20 protein-coding genes are annotated in these 20,017 nt (G+C 73.3%); 9 read left to right on the forward strand and 11 right to left on the reverse strand.

What is annotated here, in order from left to right; genetic code table 11:
- Positions 1-15: 15 nt before the first annotated feature.
- Together OG286_RS06620 and OG286_RS06625 are read left to right on the forward strand one after the other, a co-directional pair.
- Entirely contained in the window at positions 16-1,482 is a 1,467-nt protein-coding gene (locus OG286_RS06620) for an MFS transporter (protein ID WP_396322436.1), read from the forward strand.
- 70 nt (positions 1,483-1,552) lie between these two features.
- Positions 1,553-2,551 carry a YdcF family protein gene (locus OG286_RS06625; RefSeq protein WP_396322437.1) on the forward strand — a complete coding sequence of 333 codons (999 nt, stop codon included), beginning with the start codon at positions 1,553-1,555 and terminating at the stop codon, positions 2,549-2,551.
- A 104-nt stretch (positions 2,552-2,655) separates the two neighbouring features.
- Here OG286_RS06625 and OG286_RS06630 read toward each other — a convergent pair whose 3' ends face one another.
- From OG286_RS06630 to OG286_RS06640, 3 genes are all read right to left on the reverse strand, one after another.
- Positions 2,656-4,878 carry an NADP-dependent isocitrate dehydrogenase gene (locus tag OG286_RS06630; RefSeq protein ID WP_396322438.1) on the reverse strand — a complete coding sequence of 741 codons (2,223 nt, stop codon included), beginning with the start codon at positions 4,876-4,878 and terminating at the stop codon, positions 2,656-2,658.
- Positions 4,879-5,043: 165 nt separating this feature from the next.
- Positions 5,044-5,466, reverse strand: a complete 423-nt coding sequence (locus OG286_RS06635; protein WP_396322439.1) for a DUF4180 domain-containing protein — start codon at positions 5,464-5,466, stop codon at positions 5,044-5,046.
- Positions 5,459-5,890, reverse strand: a complete 432-nt coding sequence (locus tag OG286_RS06640; protein ID WP_396322440.1) for a helix-turn-helix domain-containing protein — start codon at positions 5,888-5,890, stop codon at positions 5,459-5,461. Before OG286_RS06640 ends, OG286_RS06635 begins: the two co-directional genes overlap by 8 nt.
- A gap of 232 nt (positions 5,891-6,122) precedes the next feature.
- Between OG286_RS06640 and OG286_RS06645 the strand changes: the two genes are divergently transcribed.
- The 3 genes from OG286_RS06645 to OG286_RS06655 all read left to right on the forward strand — a co-directional run bounded on the left by OG286_RS06645 (position 6,123) and on the right by OG286_RS06655 (position 7,821).
- A complete protein-coding gene (locus tag OG286_RS06645; protein ID WP_396322441.1) occupies positions 6,123-6,413 on the forward strand; it encodes an SAV_915 family protein in 291 nt (96 codons plus the stop codon).
- Positions 6,410-6,727, forward strand: a complete 318-nt coding sequence (locus OG286_RS06650; RefSeq protein WP_396322442.1) for a hypothetical protein — start codon at positions 6,410-6,412, stop codon at positions 6,725-6,727. Before OG286_RS06645 ends, OG286_RS06650 begins: the two co-directional genes overlap by 4 nt.
- Positions 6,728-6,894: 167 nt before the next feature.
- Complete coding sequence (locus OG286_RS06655) at positions 6,895-7,821, forward strand: serine/threonine dehydratase (protein WP_396322443.1); 927 nt, start codon at positions 6,895-6,897, stop codon at positions 7,819-7,821.
- Positions 7,822-7,835: 14 nt separating this feature from the next.
- Here the strand turns inward: OG286_RS06655 and OG286_RS06660 are convergent, their stop codons facing one another.
- From OG286_RS06660 to OG286_RS06690, 7 genes are read right to left on the reverse strand one after another with little or no spacing between them, the layout of a single operon-like run.
- Positions 7,836-8,441, reverse strand: coding sequence for a DUF2254 family protein (locus OG286_RS06660; protein WP_405362721.1), 606 nt, complete (start codon positions 8,439-8,441; stop codon positions 7,836-7,838).
- Between the two features lie 35 nt (positions 8,442-8,476).
- Positions 8,477-9,214: an urease accessory protein UreD gene (locus OG286_RS06665; protein ID WP_396322445.1), complete on the reverse strand. Its 738-nt coding sequence runs from the start codon at positions 9,212-9,214 to the stop codon at positions 8,477-8,479.
- Complete coding sequence (gene ureG, locus OG286_RS06670; protein WP_396322446.1) at positions 9,211-9,996, reverse strand: urease accessory protein UreG; 786 nt, start codon at positions 9,994-9,996, stop codon at positions 9,211-9,213. The genes OG286_RS06665 and ureG overlap by 4 nt, the downstream gene beginning before the upstream one ends.
- Positions 9,986-10,651 carry an urease accessory protein UreF gene (locus tag OG286_RS06675; RefSeq protein WP_396322447.1) on the reverse strand — a complete coding sequence of 222 codons (666 nt, stop codon included), beginning with the start codon at positions 10,649-10,651 and terminating at the stop codon, positions 9,986-9,988. Before OG286_RS06675 ends, ureG begins: the two co-directional genes overlap by 11 nt.
- On the reverse strand, positions 10,651-12,402 hold the full coding sequence (locus OG286_RS06680; RefSeq protein ID WP_396322448.1) for an urease subunit alpha: 1,752 nt from the start codon (positions 12,400-12,402) through the stop codon (positions 10,651-10,653). Before OG286_RS06680 ends, OG286_RS06675 begins: the two co-directional genes overlap by 1 nt.
- A complete protein-coding gene (locus tag OG286_RS06685; RefSeq protein WP_396322449.1) occupies positions 12,395-12,706 on the reverse strand; it encodes an urease subunit beta in 312 nt (103 codons plus the stop codon). Before OG286_RS06685 ends, OG286_RS06680 begins: the two co-directional genes overlap by 8 nt.
- Positions 12,707-12,720: 14 nt before the next feature.
- A complete protein-coding gene (locus OG286_RS06690; RefSeq protein WP_396322450.1) occupies positions 12,721-13,023 on the reverse strand; it encodes an urease subunit gamma in 303 nt (100 codons plus the stop codon).
- A 392-nt stretch (positions 13,024-13,415) separates the two neighbouring features.
- Here OG286_RS06690 and OG286_RS06695 point away from each other — a divergent pair, with 392 nt between their 5' ends.
- A complete protein-coding gene (locus OG286_RS06695; protein WP_396322451.1) occupies positions 13,416-15,071 on the forward strand; it encodes an APC family permease in 1,656 nt (551 codons plus the stop codon).
- A gap of 68 nt (positions 15,072-15,139) precedes the next feature.
- On the opposite strand, the gene OG286_RS06700 is transcribed toward OG286_RS06695, so the two are convergent.
- Positions 15,140-16,765, reverse strand: coding sequence for an FAD-dependent oxidoreductase (locus tag OG286_RS06700; RefSeq protein WP_396322452.1), 1,626 nt, complete (start codon positions 16,763-16,765; stop codon positions 15,140-15,142).
- A gap of 302 nt (positions 16,766-17,067) precedes the next feature.
- Here OG286_RS06700 and OG286_RS06705 point away from each other — a divergent pair, with 302 nt between their 5' ends.
- From OG286_RS06705 to OG286_RS06715, 3 genes are all read left to right on the forward strand, one after another.
- Positions 17,068-18,234 carry a SchA/CurD-like domain-containing protein gene (locus OG286_RS06705; protein WP_396322453.1) on the forward strand — a complete coding sequence of 389 codons (1,167 nt, stop codon included), beginning with the start codon at positions 17,068-17,070 and terminating at the stop codon, positions 18,232-18,234.
- A gap of 91 nt (positions 18,235-18,325) precedes the next feature.
- Positions 18,326-18,760, forward strand: a complete 435-nt coding sequence (locus OG286_RS06710; protein ID WP_396322454.1) for a cupin domain-containing protein — start codon at positions 18,326-18,328, stop codon at positions 18,758-18,760.
- Complete coding sequence (locus tag OG286_RS06715; RefSeq protein ID WP_405362715.1) at positions 18,757-20,013, forward strand: beta-ketoacyl-[acyl-carrier-protein] synthase family protein; 1,257 nt, start codon at positions 18,757-18,759, stop codon at positions 20,011-20,013. Before OG286_RS06710 ends, OG286_RS06715 begins: the two co-directional genes overlap by 4 nt.
- Positions 20,014-20,017 lie beyond the last annotated feature (4 nt).

The following is a 20,017-nucleotide window of genomic DNA, read 5'->3' on the forward strand; positions in this document are numbered from 1 at the left end:
CCGGAGAGCCCACCCATGACCAGTCAGACCGCCCCTCCCCCGGCCGCCACGGCGGCCGAGCCCGCACCGGCCGGCTACCGCCTGCGCTGGGCCGCCCTCGCCGTGATCCTGGCCGCGGAGGTGATGGACCTCCTCGACACCACGATCGTCGGTGTCGCCTCCCCGGCCATCCGGCGCGACTTCGGCGGCAGCGACGCGCAGATCCAGTGGATCTCCGCCTCCTACACACTCGCCTTCGCCGTCCTGCTGATCACCGGCGGCCGGCTCGGCGACCTCCTCGGCCGCAAGAAACTCTTCGTCGCCGGCGCGGCCGGCTTCACGCTCGCCTCGGTGCTCTGCGCCGCCTCGGCCGGCCCGGGCACCCTGATCGCCGCCCGCACCGTCCAGGGCCTCTTCGCCGCCCTGCTGATCCCGCAGGGGCTCGGCCTGATCAAGGCGATGTTCCCGCCGAAGGAGATGGGCGCCGCGTTCGGCCTCTTCGGCCCCGTCCTCGGGCTCTCCTCCGTCCTCGGGCCGACGCTCGGCGGCTACCTCACCGACGCCGACCTGTTCGGCACCGGCTGGCGGATGGTCTTCCTGATCAACCTGCCGCTCGGCCTGCTCGCGGCGCTCGCCGCCGTCAGGGTCCTGCCCGCCGACCGCACCACCCGCACCGCCGGCACCGGCCGGCTCGACCCGGTCGGCGTCCTGGTGCTCAGCACCGCCGTCCTGCTGCTGGTCTACCCGCTGGTGCAGGGACGCGAGCTGGGCTGGCCGCTCTGGACCTACCTCGCCATGGCCGCCTCGCTGCCGGTCCTCCGGCTGTTCACCGTCCACCAGCGCCGGGTGCTGCGACGCGGCGGCACCCCGCTGATCGAGCCCTCGCTCTTCGCCAAACGGGCCTTCACCTCGGCGCTCGCCACCGGGCTGGTCTTCTTCGCCGCGCTCTCCGGCCTGCTGCTGACCTTCACCCTCTACCTGCAACTCGGCCTCGGCTGGAGCCCGCTGCACTCCGGCCTCACCATGATCCCGCTCTCGCTCGGCATCGTGGCCGGCGCGATCCTCTCCGGCGGCTTCCTGGCCCCCAGGTACGGCCGGCGCGTCCTGCATGCGGGCATGGCCGTCGCCGCCGCGGGCACGCTCGGCCTCTGGGCCTCCGTCGAGCACTGGTCCGGCGGCCTGACCAGCTGGGAGCTGACCCCCGCGCTGGCCGTCACGGGCTTCGGCCTCGGCCTGATCATGGCGCCGTTCTTCGACATCGCCCTGGCCGGCGTCGAGGACTCCGAGACCGGCTCGGCCTCCGGAGTGCTCAACGCCCAGCAGCAGCTCGCCGGCTCGATCGGCGTCGCGCTGCTCGGCACCGCGTTCTTCGGCTGGGCCGGCTCGGACGGCTTCCGGCACGCGGCCGGCTGGACCTTCGGCCTGACCGCCGGCCTGCTGGCCCTCGCCTTCCTGGCCGCCTTCCTGCTCCCCCGGAACGCCCGCCCGGGCGGCGAGCACTGACCCCTCCGTACCGCCACCGCCCACCGGGGCAGCACCCGGCGGGCGGTGGCGTCCGCTTACCATCCGGTGCATGCAAGCCCTTCTGATGGCCGCCCTGCTCGCCGTGGTGCTGCTCTCCCGGATCCAGGAACCGCGACGGTTCGGCAACGGTGTGCTGCTCGGGCTGACCGGCCTCTGCGTGGCGGTCGGCACGGTGAGCGCCGTCGGCCACTTCTCGGCGCCGGCGGCGGGCGCCGTCACCGCCGGGGTGGCAGGCGCGGTCTGGCTGAGCGGGATCGTCGCGGCCGCGCTGCTGGTGGCGAACGGGGTCACGATGGTCCGCCGGGAGGGCACCCGGCCGGCCAGCCTGCTCTCCCTGCTCACCGGTGCGGCCCTGCTCGGGCTGCTGGGGCTGCTGCTCTCGGCCACCTACCTGAGCGTGCGGGCGCTGCGCGCGGCCGCCGGCGCCGCCGTCCTGCTCGGCGGTTACGGCGCGTTCCTGCTGCTCTGCTTCCTCGGATACACCCTGCTCTACCGGCGGCTGGCCGTCCGCCCGGGCGCCGACTACGTGGTCGTGCTCGGCGCCGGGCTCGACGGCTGCGAGGTGCCACCGCTGCTGGCCGCCCGGCTGGACCGGGCGCTGGCGCTGTACCGGGCCGAGGAGGCGGCCGGGCACACACCGCTGCTGCTGGTCACCGGTGGCAAGGGGCCGGACGAGAGCTGCACCGAGGCGGCCGCGATGGCCGCCCACCTGCTCGCCCGCGGCTGCCCTGGCGAGCGGATCCGGCGGGAGGAGAAGGCCACCAGCACCACCGAGAACCTGGCCTTCAGCCGCGAGCTGATGGAGCGCGAGCACCCGGGCTACCACTGCACCGTGGTCACCAGCAGCTTCCACGTGCTCCGCTCCGCCATCGCCGCCCGCCGGGCCGGCGTGCCCGGCCAGGTGGTCGGGGCGCCGACCGCCGCGTACTACTGGCCGAGTGCCGTCCTGCGCGAGGTGGTCGCGACCGCCCTGCTCTACCCGCGGGTGAACGGCGCGGCCGGCCTGCTGCTCGCGGCAGCCGGGGCGGTGGCCGGCTGGCGCTGGTAGGGCCCGGCCGGCGGGCCGGTCGCCGTGTCCTCGGGACGAACGCCGGGAGGCCCCGGGGTCCCAAGGAGCGGACCCCGGGGCCTCCCGGTTCGACTGGGCTGCGTTCAGCCGAGGTTGGCCAGCGCGTCGTTGAAGGTCTTCGACGGGCGCATCGCGGCCGCGGCCTTGGCCGGGTCGGGCTGGTAGTAGCCACCGAGCTCGACCGGGGCGCCCTGGACGGCGATGAGCTCCTCGACGATGGTCTGCTCCTGCTCGGCCAGCGACTTGGCCAGGCCCGCGAACGCCTCGGCCAGGGCGGCGTCGGCGGTCTGCCGGGCCAGCTCCTGGGCCCAGTAGAGGGCCAGGTAGAAGTGGCTGCCACGGTTGTCGATGCCGCCGAGGCGGCGGCTCGGCGACTTGTCCTCGTTGAGGAAGGTGCCGGTGGCGCGGTCCAGCGTGTCGGCCAGCACCTGGGCGCGGGCGTTGTCGGTGGACTGGGCCAGGTGCTCGAAGCTGGCGGCCAGCGCGAAGAACTCGCCCAGGCTGTCCCAGCGCAGGTAGTTCTCCTTGACCAGCTGCTGGACGTGCTTCGGGGCGGAGCCGCCGGCGCCGGTCTCGAACAGGCCGCCGCCGTTCATCAGCGGGACGACCGACAGCATCTTGGCGCTGGTGCCCAGCTCCAGGATCGGGAAGAGGTCGGTCAGGTAGTCACGCAGCACGTTGCCGGTGACGGAGATGGTGTCCTCGCCGCGGCGGATGCGCTCCAGCGAGAACTTCGTCGCCTCGACCGGCGTCTTGATCTCGATCTGCAGGCCCTCGGTGTCGTGCTCCGGCAGGTACGCCTTGACCTTCCCGATCAGGACGGCGTCGTGCGCACGGCCCTCGTCCAGCCAGAAGACGGCCGGGCTGCCGGTGGCGCGGGCGCGGGTGACGGCCAGCTTGACCCAGTCGCGGATCGGCAGGTCCTTGGTCTGGCAGGCGCGGAAGATGTCGCCGGCCTGGACGGCCTGCTCCAGCACCACGTTGCCCTCGGTGTCGACCAGGCGGACGGTGCCGGCGGCCGGGATCTCGAAGGTCTTGTCGTGGCTGCCGTACTCCTCGGCCGCCTGGGCCATCAGGCCGACGTTCGGCACCGAGCCGATGGTGGCCGGGTCGAGGGCGCCGTGGGCGCGGCAGTCGTCGATGACGGCCTGGTACACGCCGGAGTAGCTGCTGTCCGGCAGCACGGCCAGGGTGTCGGCCTCGTTGCCGTCCGGGCCCCACATGTGGCCGGAGGTGCGGATCATGGCCGGCATCGAGGCGTCGACGATGACGTCGGACGGCACGTGCAGGTTGGTGATGCCCTTGTCGGAGTCGACCATGGCCAGGGCCGGGCCCTCGGCCAGCTCGGCCTCGAACGAGGCCTTGATCTCCTCGCCCAGGTGCGGCACGCCGTCCAGGCCGGCGAGGATGCCGCCGAGGCCGTTGTTCGGGTTGAGGCCGGCGGCGACGAGCGCCTCGCCGTACGTGGCGAAGGTCTTCGGGAAGAAGGCGCGGACCACGTGGCCGAAGATGATCGGGTCGGAGACCTTCATCATGGTGGCCTTGAGGTGCACCGAGAACAGCACGCCCTCGGCCTTGGCGCGGGCGACCTGCGCGGCCAGGAACTCGCGCAGCGCGGCGACGCGCAGCACCGAGGCGTCGACGACCTCGCCGGCCAGGACCGGCACCGACGGGCGCAGCACGGTGGTGGTGCCGTCCTCGCCGACCAGCTCGATGCGGAGCGAGCCGTCGGCGGCGACCACGGCGGACTTCTCGGTGGAGCGGAAGTCGTTCTGGCCCATGGTGGCGACGTTGGTCTTGGAGTCGGCCGTCCAGGCGCCCATACGGTGCGGGTGCGTCTTGGCGTAGTTCTTGACCGACGCGGGGGCGCGGCGGTCCGAGTTGCCCTCACGCAGGACGGGGTTGACGGCGCTGCCCTTGACCTTGTCGTACCGGGCGCGGACGTCCTTGTCCTCGTCGGTCTGCGGGTCGTCCGGGTAGTCCGGCAGCGCGTAGCCCTGCGCCTGCAGCTCGGCGATGGCCGCCTTCAGCTGCGGGATGGAAGCCGAGATGTTCGGCAGCTTGATGATGTTGGCGCCCGGGGTCTTGGCGAGCTCGCCGAGCTCGGCGAGGGCGTCCTCGATCCGCTGGCCCTCCTCCAGACGCTCCGGGAAGCTCGCGATGATCCGCCCGGCCAGGGAGATGTCGCGAGTCTCCACCCGGACGCCCGCCGTCGAGGCGTAGGCCTGGACCACAGGCAGGAACGAATACGTTGCCAGGGCCGGCGCCTCGTCGGTGTGCGTATAGATGATGGTCGAGTCAGTCATCGGTACTCCGCTTCACGTCTCCAACGTCTTGATGTCAAGATATCTCGTGATCGCCCCTCCGCTCCACCACCCCCCGCTCCGGAGCACGCGCCGGCGCCCGCCCCGGGTCGGCGGCGGTCAGGTCCACCGTGGTCCCGGGACGGGCGCGGGGCAAGCGGAGAAGGGTCAGGCCCGGGCGAGCCGGGCGCCGAACTCCTCGGCGTCGGCGACGAACCAGAGCTGGTTGCCGCGGTTGCTCTCGTAGACGAAGTCGCGCAGGGCGCTGCTGGCGGCCAGGTGTCCGGAGATGTCGCCGGTGACGGCCAGGCCGATCCGGTAGTTGACGAACTTCTGCGAGATCTCGCCGGCGACCCGGGTGCTCAGCCGGAAGAAGTCGTCGCCGAGGCGGGCGGCCGGGACGACGACCCAGGCGGCGTCGTGGCCCATCGCGTCGCCGATCAGGTCCATCGCGTCCCGCTCGCCGCGGACCGCCGGGCCCTCGGCGGGCAGGCGCAGCACGGTGGCCCCGGCGACCTCGACGGCCTCCGCCCTGGCGGCCACCGCCGCGGCGGGCTCGACGGTGTCGGTGGCCTCGTGGTGCTCAGACATGACGATTCTCCCTGGTCAGCGCATTGATGAGGACGAGCAGCTCGGCGGTGTCGGCCAGCCCCCCGAGGATGATCACCTTGAGCGTCGACCGCTCCTCGTCGTGCACGGTCTGGAGCTTCAGCGGCCTGCCCTCACGGGGGCCGGCGATCGCCGCCATCACGGTGTTGGCGAGCCAGGCGGCCTCCCGGGTACCGATGCCGTCGACCTGCACGATCGTCGAGGCCTCGGCATGGAGCTCCGGCGCGGCGGCCGGAGCGGGCGTCGCCGGGGTGCCGGTGAAGGCCGCCAGGTCCTCCTCGGTGATCCGGTACTGCTTGCCGATCCGGGCCGCCTTCAGCCGGCCGTCGCGGACGTAGCCGCGCACGGTCCGGACATGCAGCCCGAGCAGCTCGGCCACCTGTTCCACCGAGTAGTACTGCGGCACGCGTGCCACCCTCCTTGGACTGCTCTATTACTCCGCAAACTACCATACCGAGCATGGCCAGAGGGAAGAATAAGGATGTTTGAGGAAGGACGGCCGGGCGAACGTCAGGAGTCCGTCAACGCGGCGCCGCATTCGGTCAACACCGCGTCAGGACGGCGCCCGGCGGACCGCGGGCCCCCTAACGTCGGAGAAGCAGTTCCGGCAGGCCCCTCCACCACTCGGGAGCACCCGCATGGCCCGCGTCGTCTGGCACGTCCCGGTCACCGTCACCGGACGCACCACCGCCCTTCGCCTGTTCCGCCTCCGCGACGGCCGCCGCTGCGCGGTCGGCTTCAGCTCCGCCGAGGCCCTGACCGCCCTGCTCGGGCCGGGCCAGGCGTCCACCGAGCTCGCGGAACCCGCACTGCGGGCACTCGCCGCACCGCTCGGCGTCGACACCGTGGTCCTGGACCCGCGCCTGGTGGCGCCGCCCGTGCCCGCCACCTGCTCCCCTGCCCCGGCGGCCCAGCTCCAGCCCCGGTGACCGCCCTCCACCTGGTCCCCGGCGGCGCCGCGCCGCAGCCCGAGGGAGCCCGGTCCCTGCACGCCCTCGCCCGGGTCGGCTTCGGCCCCGTCCCGCTCGACTTCGACCGGCTGGCCGCCGAGTTCCCCGCCGTGCAGAGCGGACTCGCCCTGGCCGGGGACGCCGACCTCGAACTCCGCCTCGCCTGCACCGGCCCCGAGGAGTTACGGGCCATCTCCGCGGCCCTGCTGCGGGCCGGCGCCGCCCACGTCCGGATCGAGCTGGTCCTGCGCGCCCTCGTCCCCCGGCCGCCGACGCTCCGGCCGGTGCCGTAGCCACGTGCCCCCGCGCCCCCGCGCCCCCGCGTCGGTGTCGCGGGGGATCCGTGAAGCCCCCGCCCCCGGCCGGTCGTGATCTTCTCTCGCCCACGGTGACCACGTACCGTCGGCGGAGACGCGGTGGAGGTCGTCCTCCACCCCCGGGTGCGGAGGAGAGCAGCGGCGTGGACCACCTGACGTACAGCGACGTGAAGGCGGCCGGGGAGCGGATCGCGGGGCGGGTGCGACCGGTGGTGGTGGCGCCGGGAGACGAGGGCGGGCGGGTCTGGCTGGCTCTGGAGTACCTGCAGCACACCGGGAGTTTCAAGGCGCGCGGCGCGCAGAACTTCCTGCTCGCGCACGCCGGGGCGGGCACCCTGCCCGCCGCCGGGGTGACCATCGCGTCGGGCGGGAACGCGGGCCTGGCCTGTGCCTGGGCGGCCCGTGAACTCGGCGTGCGCGCCACGGTGTTCCTGCCGGAGACGGCGCCGCCGGTGAAGATGGCGCGGCTGCGCTCCTACGGCGCCGAGGTACGGCTGGCGGGCGGTGAGTACGCGGAGGCGCTGGCCGCGTGCGAGGAGTTCGCGGCGGCGAGCGGCGCGTTGGCCTCGCACGCCTACGACCACCCGCTGATCGCGGCTGGGGCCGGGACGGTGCTGGAGGAGATCCGGGACCAACTCCCGGGCCTGGACACGGTGGTGGTGTCGGTGGGAGGCGGCGGACTGTTCGCCGGGGTGGCGGCCGCGGCGCGCGAGCACGACGTCCGGGTGGTGGCGGTGGAGCCGGCGGGCAGCCGGGCGTTGAACGCGGCGCTGGCGGCGGGGAGTCCGGTGGACGTCCCGGTGGAGTCGGTGGCCTCGGACTCCCTGGGCGCCCGCCGGGCCACCGCACTCGCCGTCCATGCCGCCCGACAGGACGGCGTCCGTTCGGTGCTGGTGCCGGACACCGCCATCGTCCGGGCCCGGCAGGACCTTTGGGACGAGCGCCGGATCGCCGTCGAACACGCGGCGGCCACCGCCCTCGCCGCGGTGGACGGCACCGACGGCGAGCGGATCGCCGTCCTGCTCTGCGGCGCCAACACCGACCCGTCCGACCTGGTGACCGGCGGCTAGCGGCAGCCGGCGGCTCAGCCGATGCCCTGGCGGTCCGGCACCAGGGCGAACGTCCGGGCCCGTGGGTCGGACAGGTTCTCCGCCACGGCCCGGTCCAACAGGACGCGCTGCTCAATGAGTCGGGTGCGCCGATGCTCGGGGGCGATGCGCAGCAGGTCGTCCAGGGAGGCGGCGAGGCGGCGTGTCACCTGCGGGTGCCCGGCGCCGCAGAGGCGGATCTCGGTGAAGGCGAGGTCGACCACGCAGCGCCAGTCCGGTACCGGTTCCACCAGCCGGACGGCGCCTGCCCGGTCGCGGAAGCAGAGGTCCCCGAAGCTCTCGTGGACGAGCATGGCGAGCAGTTGGTGGATCCGGTCGATGGACTGCACCGCGGTGGTCGGGTCGTTGACGGCGGGCGAGAGCGCACGGATGGCGATGTCGACCAGCTGACGGAACCCGAAGCCGAGGTCCTGGTGCATCGTCCGGTCGACGCCGACGTTGAAGGCCAGGGCGATCCGCCGCGGGCGCGGCGGTCGGGCGCCGGCCACCCGGACGATCGGGGTGCCGGGGGTGATGAAGTCGCCGATCCGGGGGACGAGGTGGAGCACCGCGTCGTGCTTGCGGCTAGGGCGGGTGCTCACAGCCGCGCCGGTACGCCACGCCCGCCCCGGGTGGGCTACCCCAGGAGTCGGCGCAGTGCGAGCCCGTCCGGGGCTGCGGCGGTGAGCAGCGCGACGTCCGGGTCGGGCAGCGTGAGCAGGGCGGCGTCGCCCCCGGCGGGCCGCCCGGGCGGTGGCGGCGGCGGGTGGCCGACGGTGAGCCGCTGTCCGGTGGCCCGGTGGCCGCCGAGGACGGCGGGGCCGTCCCAGCCGGGGGCGCCGGGGCCGAGGTCGGTCTGCTGGTCGAGCAGGAGCCGGCCGGCGCGGCGGACGGTGAGCCGGGAGGTGAGCCGGCCGGGGGCGGCGCCACGGGCCCAGTCGTGGTGGCGGCCGAGGATCTGTTCCTCGCGGTAGCGCAGCCGGGCGCCGGCGGCGAGGGTGATCCGGGTGTGCAGGACGAGGTGGCTGCCGCTCGCGGCGACGACGGGTTCGGGCCGCCAGTCGAGCCGGGCGCCCTCCCCCACGGTCAACGCGATGTCGTAGAACGCGGGCCCGGGCCCGGGCAGGCTGATGGTGGCGGCCGCGCTGGTGACGGTGAGCGCGGCGCCGCCGGCGAGGTCGACGGCGAGGGCGAGCCGGTCGCCGCCGAGCGGTGCGGCCATCGAGCCGACGAGCACCACGTGGGCGGCGCCGTCGTCGTCCCGGGTGCGGCGGGGGGCGAGCGGGCCGGCGCCGGAGAGGACGGGCAGGGCGGTGGTGCCCCGCCCGTCCGGCTCGGCGAGGATGCGGGCCCGCGCGAGGACTGCGGCCGTCACCGGGCCTCGCGCCGGTCGGTCGCGTGCCGCGCGGCCTCGCGCCGGTCGGCCCCGTGCTGCGTGGCCTCACGCGGGTCGGCCCCGTACTGCGTGGTCTCGCGCCGGTCGGCCTCGCGCCAGGCCGCGAGCTTCTGCCGGACCCAGGCGGCGACGGGGGCCACGCCCTCGGCCGAGGTGAGCGAGCAGAAGACGGTGGGCAGCTCGCCGCGCTGGGCGGCGGCGTCGCGGGCCATCACGCCGAGGTCGGCGCCGACCAGCGGGGCCAGGTCGGTCTTGTTGATCACCAGCAGGTCGGAGGTGGAGACGCCGGGGCCGCCCTTGCGCGGGATCTTGTCGCCGCCGGAGACGTCGATGACGAAGATCTGGTGATCGACCAGCCCGCGGCTGAAGGTGGCGGTGAGGTTGTCGCCGCCGGACTCGACGAGGACGAGGTCGAGCGGGCCGACGGCGTCCTCCAACTCCTCGACGGCCTCCAGGTTGGCGGAGATGTCGTCGCGGATGGCGGTGTGCGGGCAGCAGCCGGTCTCGACCGCGCTGATCCGCTCGGGCGGCAGGACGGCGTTGCGGAGCAGGAACTCGGCGTCCTCGGTGGTGTAGATGTCGTTGGTGACGACGGCCAGCGACAGTTCCTCGCGCAGCAGGCGGCAGAGGGCGGCGACGGTGGCGGTCTTGCCGGAGCCGACCGGCCCGCCGAGGCCGATCCGCAGGGCGCGGCGGCGGCCGGCGGCGGCGTACGTGTGGCGGACGGGTGCGTCGACGGGGTCGACGTGGTCACGATGCAAAGAGACGGACCTTCCAGGAGTGGTGCTCTTCGGCGTAGACGTCGAGCAGCGGGGCGGAGGCGGCCGGCAGCGCGTCCGGGTCGCCGCGCAGCGCCGCGGCGAGGGCCGCGCCGGCGACGGCGTCGAGCTGCGGCGCGAGGCGGGCGAGCGCGGCGGCGACCTCGTACGGGTCGAGGCCGAGCAGCCGCACGCATGCCGTGGCCGGCCCGTTGACGCTCTCGTACACGGCGGCGGAGGCGGCCTGGGCGGGGGCGAGCCCGGCGGCCAGCGCGGCGGTGCCGAGCACCACCGGCTGGTGCGCGCCGCGCGGGAACTCGCCGGCGAGCCGGTCGAGTCGGTCGTGCGGCCAGGCGGCGCGGGCGGCCCTGAGCAGCTGGCGGCCGAGCCGGCGACTGGTGGCGCGCAGGGCCGGCGACGGGGTGCGGGCCTCGGCCGCCGCGTCCAGGACGACGATGTCCTGTCCGGCGGCGGCCGCGGCGGCCAGGGCGGCGGCGACCAGGCCGGTGGTGTGCAGCCGCCCGGTGAGGAAGGCCGCCATCGTGGCACTGTCGTACACCCGCCCGGCCTTGACCGCCGCCTCGGCGCCGCCGGAGTGCGCGTGCCCGCCGGCGGGGAACCGGCCGTCGGCGAGCATCAGCAGGGCAGCGAGGGCCATCAGAAGAGGAAGTACCGCTGGGCGAGCGGCAGTTCGGTGGCCGGTTCGGGGGTGATGACCTCGCCGTCGACGGTGACGGTGAAGGTGTCGGGGTCGACCCGGACGTCGGGGCGGGCGCTGTTGTTGACCATCTGCTCCTTGGTGACCCCGCGGGTGTTCCGGATCGCGGTGAACTCCTTGGCGACGCCGAGCTGTTCGGCCAGCCGGGCGGGCAGGCCGTCGTCGATCGCGGCCTGCGCGGTGAAGTTGAGCGAGTTGGCCGCCGCCGAGCGCCCGGTGGCGCCGAACATCGGCCGCGGCAGCACCGGCTGGGGCGTGGGGATGGACGCGTTGGCGTCGCCCACCTGCGCCCGGGCGATCTGGCCGCCCTTGACGACCAGGTCGGGCTTGACCCCGAAGAAGGCCGGCGACCAGAGCACCAGGTCGGCGAGCTTGCCGGGTTCGACCGAGCCGATCTCGCCGTCCAGCCCCTGGGCGACGGCGGGGTTGATGGTGTACTTGGCGACATAGCGCCGGGCCCGGTGGTTGTCGGCGCGACCGTCCCCGGGCAGCGCGCCGCGCCGGGCCTTCATCACGTGGGCGGTCTGCCAGGTGCGCAGCACGATCTCGCCGATCCGGCCCATGGCCTGGGAGTCGGAGCTGATGATGGAGATGGCACCGAGATCGTGCAGGACGTCCTCGGCGGCGATGGTGGAGGGCCGGATCCGGGACTCCGCGAACGCGAGGTCCTCGGGCACGTGCGGGCTGAGGTGGTGACAGACCATCAGCATGTCGAGGTGCTCGTCGACGGTGTTGACGGTGTGCGGCCTGGTCGGGTTGGTGGAGCTGGGCAGCACGTTGGCCTCGCTCACCACGGTGATGATGTCGGGCGCGTGGCCGCCGCCGGCACCCTCGGTGTGGTAGGCGTGGATGCCCCGGCCGGCGATCGCGGCGAGGGTGTCGCCGACGAAGCCGGCCTCGTTCAGGGTGTCGGTGTGGAGGGCGAGCTGGGCACCGGTCCGGTCGCAGACCCGCAGGCAGGCGTCGATCACGGCCGGGGTGGCTCCCCAGTCCTCGTGGATCTTGAAGCCGAGCGCGCCGGCCCGCAGCTGGTCGTGCATCGACGCCTCGTTGACGGTGTTGCCCTTGCCGAGCAGTCCGACGTTGACCGGCAGGCCGTCCATCGCCGCGAAGAGCCTGCCGAGGTGCCAGGCGCCCGGGGTGACGGTGGTGGCCTTGGTGCCCTCGGCGGGCCCGGTGCCGCCGCCGACCAGGGTGGTGACACCCGAGGCCAGTGCCTCGTCCACCAGCTGCGGGCAGATGAAGTGGACGTGGGTGTCGACGGCGCCGGCGGTGACGATCCTGCCGTTGCCGGCGATCACCTCGGTCTCCGGGCCGATCACCAGCCGGAGGTGGACGCCGTCCATGGTCTCGGGGTTGCCGGCCTTGCCGAGCGCGGTGATCCGGCCGTCCCGGATGCCGATGTCGGCCTTGACGACGCCCCAGTGGTCGAGCACCACGGCGCCGGTGATGACGGTGTCCGGGGCCCCTTCGGCGCGGCTGGTGCGGGCCTGGCCCATGGACTCGCGGATCACCTTGCCGCCGCCGAAGACGGCTTCGTCGCCGCCGCGGCTGCGGTCCTCCTCGACCTCGATCAGCAGATTGGTGTCGCCGAGCCGGATCCGGTCACCGGTGGTCGGGCCGTAGAGGTCGGCGTAGCGCTCGCGGGTGAGCCGGAGGGCGGGGCGGCCGGCCGCGAGGTGCTCAGTCATCGAGGGCTCCCGCCGTCTCGCCGCGCAGTCCGGCGACCTCGCGGCGGCCGGCGATCGGGACCAGCTGGACCTCGACCGGGATGCCCGGCTCGAAGCGGACGGCGGTGCCGGCGGGGATGTTGAGGCGCAGGCCGCGGGCGGCCGCCCGGTCGAACGCGAGTCCGGGGTTGGTCTCGGCGAAGTGGTAGTGCGAGCCGACCTGGACGGGCCGGTCGGCGCCGTTGAGGACGGTCAGCCGGGTCACGTCCAGCCCGAGGTTGAGGCCGATCTCGCCTTCTCCGTGGATGATCTGACCCGGCGTCATGCTTCCGCCGGCGCTCACTGGATGGGCCCGTGGACGGTGACGAGCTTGGTGCCGTCCGGAAAGGTCGCCTCGACCTGGACGTCCGGGATCATCTCGGGGATGCCCTCCATGACGTCGTCCCGGGTGAGCACCTCGCGGCCGGAGTCCATCAGCTCGGCGACGGTCCGGCCGTCGCGGGCACCTTCGAGGACGTGCGAGGTGATCAGTGCGACCGCCTCGGGATGGTTGAGCCGCAGGCCGCGGCCCCGCCGGGAGCGGGCCACATCGGCGGCCACGTGGATGAGCAGGCGCTCCTGCTCGTGGGGGGTGAGTTTCATCTGCGCGCACCTTCGAGGGGAGGTAAGAGCGCGCGGACACGACGCTGTGCCGCGGTGGTGGCGCATACCGTAGCGGACGAACCACCCCTGGGGCAGGCCGCCCCACCAGCCCGGGCCGGTATCACTATGCAGTGGGCGCTATTTCTATAACCCTATTCGCCGTCCAGATTGCCAGATCTTGAGGCGAAGCTCAATTCCCGCTCAAGTACTGAACCTACTCATCAGTTATGTAACACATGTATGAACTGAATGCCCCCTACCTGCGAGGATGTCCGGCCAAGTAGGTAAACATTCAGTAATGAAATCTGTGCAGAGGCCTATGAATACGCCTACTGTGTGGCAACTCTCCGCGCTCCGATCGCCGGGGCCCCCACACCACAGAGAGATTTCGCATGGCATCCCTCAACCAGCTCTCCCCGCCGAGCACGGGTACCGACACCGGTACCCCCACTCACCGCTCGCTGCGCCGCGAGGTCGGACTGATCGGCCTCATGTGGGCCTCGGTCGGCTCGATCATCGGCTCCGGCTGGCTGTTCAGCGCGAAGAACGCCTCCATGGTCGCCGGCCCCGCCGCCCTCATCTCCTGGGGCATCGGCGCCATCGCGATCGCACTGCTGGCGTTCGTCCACGCCGAGCTCGGCGGACTCTTCCCCGTCGCGGGTGGCACCGCCCGCTACCCGCACTACGCCTTCGGCGGCCTGGCGGGGATGTCTTTCGGCTGGTTCTCGTGGCTCCAGGCGGCGACCGTGGCGCCGATCGAGGTCTTCGCCATGATCAACTACGCCACGCACTGGTCCTTCGCCGAGGGCCTGCAGCGGCCCGACGAGACGCTGACCACCAGCGGCCTCATCGTCGCCGTCTTCCTCATGGCCCTCTTCGTCGCCGTCAACTTCCTCGGCGTCAAGGTGCTGGCCCGCACCAACAGCATCACCACCTGGTTCAAGATCGCCGTGCCGCTGGCCACGATCTTCGTCCTGGCCATCACCAACTTCCACCCCGGCAACTTCACCGAGCACGGCTTCGCGCCGTTCGGGATCAAGGGTGTCCTGACCGCGATCAGCACCAGCGGCATCATCTTCGCCCTGCTCGGCTTCGAGCAGGCCCTGCAGATCTCCGGTGAGAGCCGCAACCCCAAGCGCGACATCCCGCGCGCCGTCATCGGCTCGGTCAGCATCGGCACCCTGATCTACGTGCTGCTGCAGGTGGTCTTCATCGCCGCGATCCCCGCGGCCAGCCTCGCCGGGGGCTGGGCCGGCCTGGACTTCGAGGGCATCAGCCGCCCGTTCGCCGGCCTCGCCATGACCGTCGGCCTCGGCTGGCTGGCCTACGTCCTCTACGTGGACGCCATCATCTCCCCCGGCGGCGCCGGCCTGATCTACACCACCTCCACCTCCCGCATCTCCTACGGCCTGAGCAAGAACGGCTATGCGCCGCAGGCCTTCGAGAAGGTGGACCGCAACGGCGTGCCGTACTTCGGCCTGATCATGTCCTTCGTCACCGGCGTGATCTGCTTCCTGCCGTTCCCCAGCTGGCACGAGCTGGTCGGCTTCATCACCTCCGCGAGCGTGCTGATGTACGCCGGCGCCCCGCTCGCCTTCGGCGCGCTGCGCCGCCGCCTGCCGAACCGGGAGCGCTCCTACCGCCTGCCCGGCGGTGCCGTCATCGCCCCGCTGTCCTTCGTGGTCGCCAGCCTGATCATCTACTGGTCCGGCTGGGAGACCCTGTACCGCCTGGGCTTCGCCATCCTGATCGGCTACCTGCTGCTCGGCGGCTACGCCGTGTACGCGATCCGCAAGGGCCTGCCGAACGCGCCGCGCCTGGACTGGCGGGCCGCCCAGTGGCTGCCGGCGTACCTGGTGGGTCTCGGCGTGATCTCCTGGCAGGGCACCTTCGGCGGCCAGGGCCACATTCCGATGTGGTGGGACATGGTCGTGGTCTCGGTCTTCGCCCTCGGCATCTACTTCTGGGCGATCCGGGTCGCGCTGCCGGCCGACGTGATCGAGCGGAACGTCGAGGACATCGAGGTGGTCGACGCGGGCGGTCACTGACCCTCGGTCCCACCACAGGACGGGCCCGCCGGTTCACCCCGGCGGGCCCGTCCCGTATCCCCGGCGCCCTACAGCTTCAGCACCGCGCGCAGCGCCGCCGTCACCGCCGCCTCCGGATCCGCCACCGCGCCCTCCGAGCGCCAGGCGACGAAGCCGTCCGGACGGACCAGCACCGCGCCGTCCGGGCGGACCCCGTGGAGCTCGGCGAAGTCCGCGCCGGGCTCGGGCGCCAGGTCGTCCTCGGCGCCCGTACCGATCCGGTAGGCGTCCAGCGGGACGGCCAGCCGGTCGGCCGCCCGCTGGGCGCCCTCGTGCCAGGCCGTGCCTTCGGGGCCGGTGAGCAGCACCATCGCCTGCTCGTACAGGTCGAGGGTGGAGAGCTTCACACCCGCCCGCAGCAGCCACTGGTGCGGCGCCCGGCTGCCGGGCTCGCCGGCCGACTCGAACTTCTCCGGCACCACCGCGCCCGCCGGATCCGCCCCGGCCACCGCACCCTCGGGGTAGCGATAGCCGAGCGCCACCGCCAGCACGCCGGCCTGCCGGCCGACGCCCGGCACCACCGCGTACCCGGGGTGGCTGTGCTCGGCCGAGCGCGCCGAGGCACGCTCGCTCGTCACCTCGGCGACCGGACGGCGCTCCTGGCCGTACGTCTCCAGCAGCCCCGGCCCGGCCCAGCCGCCCAGCACCGCGGCCAGCTTCCAGGCCAGGTTGTGCGCGTCCTGGATACCGGTGTTGGAGCCGAACGCGCCGGTCGGCGACATCTCGTGCGCGGCGTCCCCCGCGAGGAAGACCCGTCCGCCGGAGTACCGCTCGGCCACCCGTTCGGCCGCGTGCCAGGGCGCCTTCCCGGTGACCTCCACCTCCAGGTCGGGTACGCCGACCGCCGCCCGGATGTGCCGCACGCACCGCTCGTCGGTGAACGCCTCCAGCGGCTCGCCGCGCTCTGGGTGCCAGGGCGCGTGGAACACCCACTCCTCGTGGTTGTCCACCGGCAGCAGCGCGCCGTCGGCCTCCGGGTTGGTCAGGTAGCAGGCGATGAAGTGCCGGTCGCCCACCGCCTCGGCCAGCCGCTTGGCCCGGAAGGTGATGCTGACGTTGTGGAACAGCTCGCCCTTGCCGGTCTGGCCGATGCCCAGCCGATCCCGGGCCGGGCTGCGCGGGCCGTCCGCCGCGACCAGGTACTGCGCCCGGACGGTGCGCTCCTCGCCGGTCTCCCGGCTGCGCAGCAGCGCCGTCACCCCGTCGGCGTCCTGCTCGAAGGAGAGCAGCTCGGTGCCGAAGCGCAGGTCACCGCCGAGCTCGCGGGAGGACCGCACCAGCACCGGCTCCAGGTCGTTCTGGCTGCACAGGCACCATGCACTCGGGCTGAACCGGGCCAGCCGGCCCCCCGGGTCGATCTCCCGGAACAGCCACTCCTGCTCCTCGCCGGTCAGCGAGGGGGCCTGGAGGATGCCGTGGTTCGCGGCGAGCACCGAGGCCGCCTCGCGGATCGCCTGCTCGATCCCGGCCACCCGGTACAGCTCCATCGTGCGGACGTTGTTGCCTCGGCCACGCGGGTGACGCGAGGTGTCGGCGTGCTTCTCGACCAGCAGGTGTCTGACACCCAGTCGGCCCAGGAAGAGTGAGGCCGACAGCCCGACCAGCGAGCCGCCGACGATCAGGACCGGCACCCGGTCGTCAACCTTCGGATTCATCAATTACTCCAGCCTGTACGGGAGTTCGCGGTCCGGCTTCGGGCTCGGCGCCGCCCTCGGCGGGGCACGCACACACGGCGGCCCCGTCTCTCCATCCCCCTCCCCGGGGTCGTTCTGCCGCCCCTTCGCTCGGATGGCCCGCAAATCTCGCGCCACCCCGCGGGCTCCGCGCACGATCGACCTCAGGCCTGACGCCGACGCCCGGGCCGACCGCCACCGCACCGCCCTCCCCCGTCGGGCCCACCGGCCGGACGCCGCCCCGCGCGGCCGGACGCGGGCGCCCCAGAAGCAGAAAGTGGATCATGACGACTCTGTCCGAACCGCAGGCGCAACAGCAGGCCGAGACCGACACGCGGCTGCGCGTCATGCTGATGCTGGAGATCAAGGACGGCGCCCAGCAGCGCTTCCTCGACGTGTACGAGACGCTGCGCCACCAGGTGGCGTCCGTCCCCGGGCATGTCAGCGACCAGCTCTGCCAGTCGATCAACGACCCTCGGCAGTGGCTGATCACCAGTGAGTGGGAGGACCAGGAGACCTTCCTGGAGTGGGTCGACAGCCCGGCACACCGCGAGATGGTCAAGCCGATGCACGGCTGCGTCAGCGACAGCTTCCGCTCACTGCGCTACTCCATCCTCCGGGAGACCTCGGCGGCCGGCGTCACCGGCACCCGCGCCCCGGCGGAGGTGCCGCCCGGCCTGCCGCGCACCACGCCGGCCGGGCACGTCGGCCCGCCGCAGGCCGCACCCGGCCCGGACGGGGTGACCCGGCACGCGCTGACCTTCACCGTGAAGCCCGGCAGCGAGCAGAAGGTGGCCCGGATCCTGTCCGGCTACACCTCCCCCAAGGCCGAGGTCGACGAGACCACCCGGCTGCGCCGCACCTCGCTGTTCATGCACGGCAACCGCGTCGTCCGGGCCGTCGAGGTGATCGGCAACCTCGGTGACGCACTGCGCCACGTCGCCATGCAGCCCGAGGTCCGGGCCGTCGAGGAGGCGATCAACCCGTACCTTGAGGAGGCCCGCCAGCTGGGCGACCCGCAGGCCGCGCGCGCCTTCTTCGCCAAGGCGGCGCTGCCCGCCGAGCACCAGGCGATCGCGGGCTCCCCCGTCTCCGGGCGGCTGCACCGGCACGCGGTGCTCTACCCGGTGAAGCCCGGCAACGGGCAGGCCGTCGCCGCGCTGCTGGCCGAGCACGACAACCTGGCCACCGCGGACCCGACCGGCCCGGTCGCCGCGTCCTTCGTCTTCCACCGGGAGGACGTCGTGGTCCGCCTGGTGGACCTGCGGGTACCCGCCGAGGCCGACCCGGCGGCGGCCCTCGGTGTCGCCGGCGAACGCGAGGCCACCGTCCTCGGCCGGCTCCTCGACCTCGGCGCCGACGGCGACCTTCGGACCGTCGCCGGACTCAGCGCCTTCCTCGCGGCCCGCGCGATGAACCCGGTCACCGACCGCAGTTCGCAGGAGGGCTGACGGGGCGCCGGCACGACGCCGCCGCGAGAAGAACCGCCGGACCCGCACCACCGCCGGACCAGATCCGGAACCGACACTCGGAGGAAGAACCATGTCCACGCAGTACCCACGGATCGTGCACGTCGACGAGGCACCGGAGAACCGCCGGCGCGGCGGCGACCTGCGCGCCATGCTCACCCCCACCACCTGCGGCGCGACCAGCGGCTTCATGGGCCTGGCCATCGTGCAGCCCGGCGAGCGGATCGGCGAGCACTACCACCCGTACTCCGAGGAGTTCGTCTTCGTGGTGAGCGGCGACCTGGAGGTCGACCTGGACGGGGTCACCCGGGCGCTCAAGCCCAACCAGGGCCTGATGATCCCGATCGACATGCGCCACCGGTTCCGCAACGTGGGCGACACCGAGGCCCGGATGGTCTTCCACCTCGGCCCGCTCGCCCCCCGTCCGGAGCTGGGCCACGTCGACACCGAGGAGACCGAGGGGGCCGTCACCTCCGGCCCGCCGGAACACGCCAAGGTGGCTTCGTGACACGGCGCGTCGCCGTCACCGGGATCGGCGTGGTCGCACCCGGTGGCGTGGGCGTCCCCGCCTTCTGGCGGCTGCTCACCTCCGGCCGGACGGCGACCCGGGGCATCACGCTCTTCGACCCCACCGGGTTCCGCTCCCGGATCGCCGCCGAGTGCGACTTCGACCCGGCGGCGCACGGACTGAGCCCCGAGGACGTCCAACGGGCCGACCGGTACGTGCAGTTCGCGATGGTGGCGGCGGACGAGGCGGTCGCCGACGCGGGTCTTGACCTCGCCGCGGAGGACCCGTGGCGGATCGGCGTCTCCCTCGGCACCGCCGTCGGCGGCACCACCCGACTGGAGCACGACTACGCCCTGGTCAGCGCCGGCGGCGCCCGCTGGGACGTCGACCACCGCCGAGCCGAACCGCAGCTGCACCGGGCCTTCGCGCCGTCCACGCTGGCCTCCACGGTCGCCGAGCGCACCGGCGCGCACGGCCCGGTGCAGACCGTCTCCACCGGCTGCACCTCCGGGCTGGACGCGATCGGCTACGCCTTCCAGGCGGTCGAGGAGGGGCGCGCCGACATCTGCATCGCCGGTGCCTCCGACTCGCCGATCTCGCCGATCACCGTCGCCTGCTTCGACGCCATCAAGGCCACCAGCGAACGCAACGACGACCCGGAGCACGCCTCCCGCCCCTTCGACGCCCACCGGGACGGCTTCGTGCTCGGCGAGGGCGGCGCCGTGCTGGTGCTGGAGGAGCTGGAACACGCCCGCCGGCGCGGCGCCCGGATCTACGGCGAGATCGGCGGCTTCGCCACCTTCGGCAACGCCTACCACATGACCGGCCTCACCCAGGAGGGGCTGGAGATGTCCCGGGCGATCGACGACGCGCTCGACCACGCCCGGGTGAACCGCACCGACGTCGACTACGTCAACGCGCACGGCTCGGGCACCAAGCAGAACGACCGGCACGAAACGGCGGCCGTCAAGCGCTCGCTCGGCGGGCACGCGTACGAGACGCCGATGAGCTCGATCAAGTCGATGGTCGGGCACTCGCTCGGCGCGATCGGCGCGATCGAGGTGGTCGCGTGCACCCTCGCACTGGCCCACGGCGTGGTACCGCCGACCGCCAACTACGAGACTCCGGACCCGGAGTGCGACCTCGACTACGTGCCGCGCACCGCGCGCGAGCTGCCGCTCCGTCACATCCTGTCGGTCGGCAGCGGATTCGGCGGATTCCAGTCCGCCGTCGTGCTCAACAGAACGGGGTGAGATC

Source organism: Kitasatospora sp. NBC_00039 (genome assembly GCF_045160625.1).
GTDB lineage: Bacteria > Actinomycetota > Actinomycetes > Streptomycetales > Streptomycetaceae > Kitasatospora.

Excerpts from the sequence above, each read along its gene's own strand:
- OG286_RS06680 (WP_396322448.1), bottom strand. The coding sequence starts at position 12,402 with ATGACTGAGCACCTCGCGGCCGGCCGCCCCGCCCTCCGGCTCACCCGC.
- OG286_RS06625 (WP_396322437.1), top strand. The coding sequence starts at position 1,553 with ATGCAAGCCCTTCTGATGGCCGCCCTGCTCGCCGTGGTGCTGCTCTCC.
- OG286_RS06645 (WP_396322441.1), top strand. The coding sequence starts at position 6,123 with ATGGCCCGCGTCGTCTGGCACGTCCCGGTCACCGTCACCGGACGCACC.
- OG286_RS06635 (WP_396322439.1), bottom strand. The coding sequence starts at position 5,466 with ATGTCTGAGCACCACGAGGCCACCGACACCGTCGAGCCCGCCGCGGCG.
- OG286_RS06685 (WP_396322449.1), bottom strand. The coding sequence starts at position 12,706 with ATGACGCCGGGTCAGATCATCCACGGAGAAGGCGAGATCGGCCTCAAC.
- OG286_RS06675 (WP_396322447.1), bottom strand. The coding sequence starts at position 10,651 with ATGGCCCTCGCTGCCCTGCTGATGCTCGCCGACGGCCGGTTCCCCGCC.
- OG286_RS06710 (WP_396322454.1), top strand. The coding sequence starts at position 18,326 with ATGTCCACGCAGTACCCACGGATCGTGCACGTCGACGAGGCACCGGAG.
- OG286_RS06620 (WP_396322436.1), top strand. The coding sequence starts at position 16 with ATGACCAGTCAGACCGCCCCTCCCCCGGCCGCCACGGCGGCCGAGCCC.
- OG286_RS06700 (WP_396322452.1), bottom strand. The coding sequence starts at position 16,765 with ATGAATCCGAAGGTTGACGACCGGGTGCCGGTCCTGATCGTCGGCGGC.
- OG286_RS06690 (WP_396322450.1), bottom strand. The coding sequence starts at position 13,023 with ATGAAACTCACCCCCCACGAGCAGGAGCGCCTGCTCATCCACGTGGCC.
- OG286_RS06630 (WP_396322438.1), bottom strand. The coding sequence starts at position 4,878 with ATGACTGACTCGACCATCATCTATACGCACACCGACGAGGCGCCGGCC.
- OG286_RS06705 (WP_396322453.1), top strand. The coding sequence starts at position 17,068 with ATGACGACTCTGTCCGAACCGCAGGCGCAACAGCAGGCCGAGACCGAC.
- OG286_RS06695 (WP_396322451.1), top strand. The coding sequence starts at position 13,416 with ATGGCATCCCTCAACCAGCTCTCCCCGCCGAGCACGGGTACCGACACC.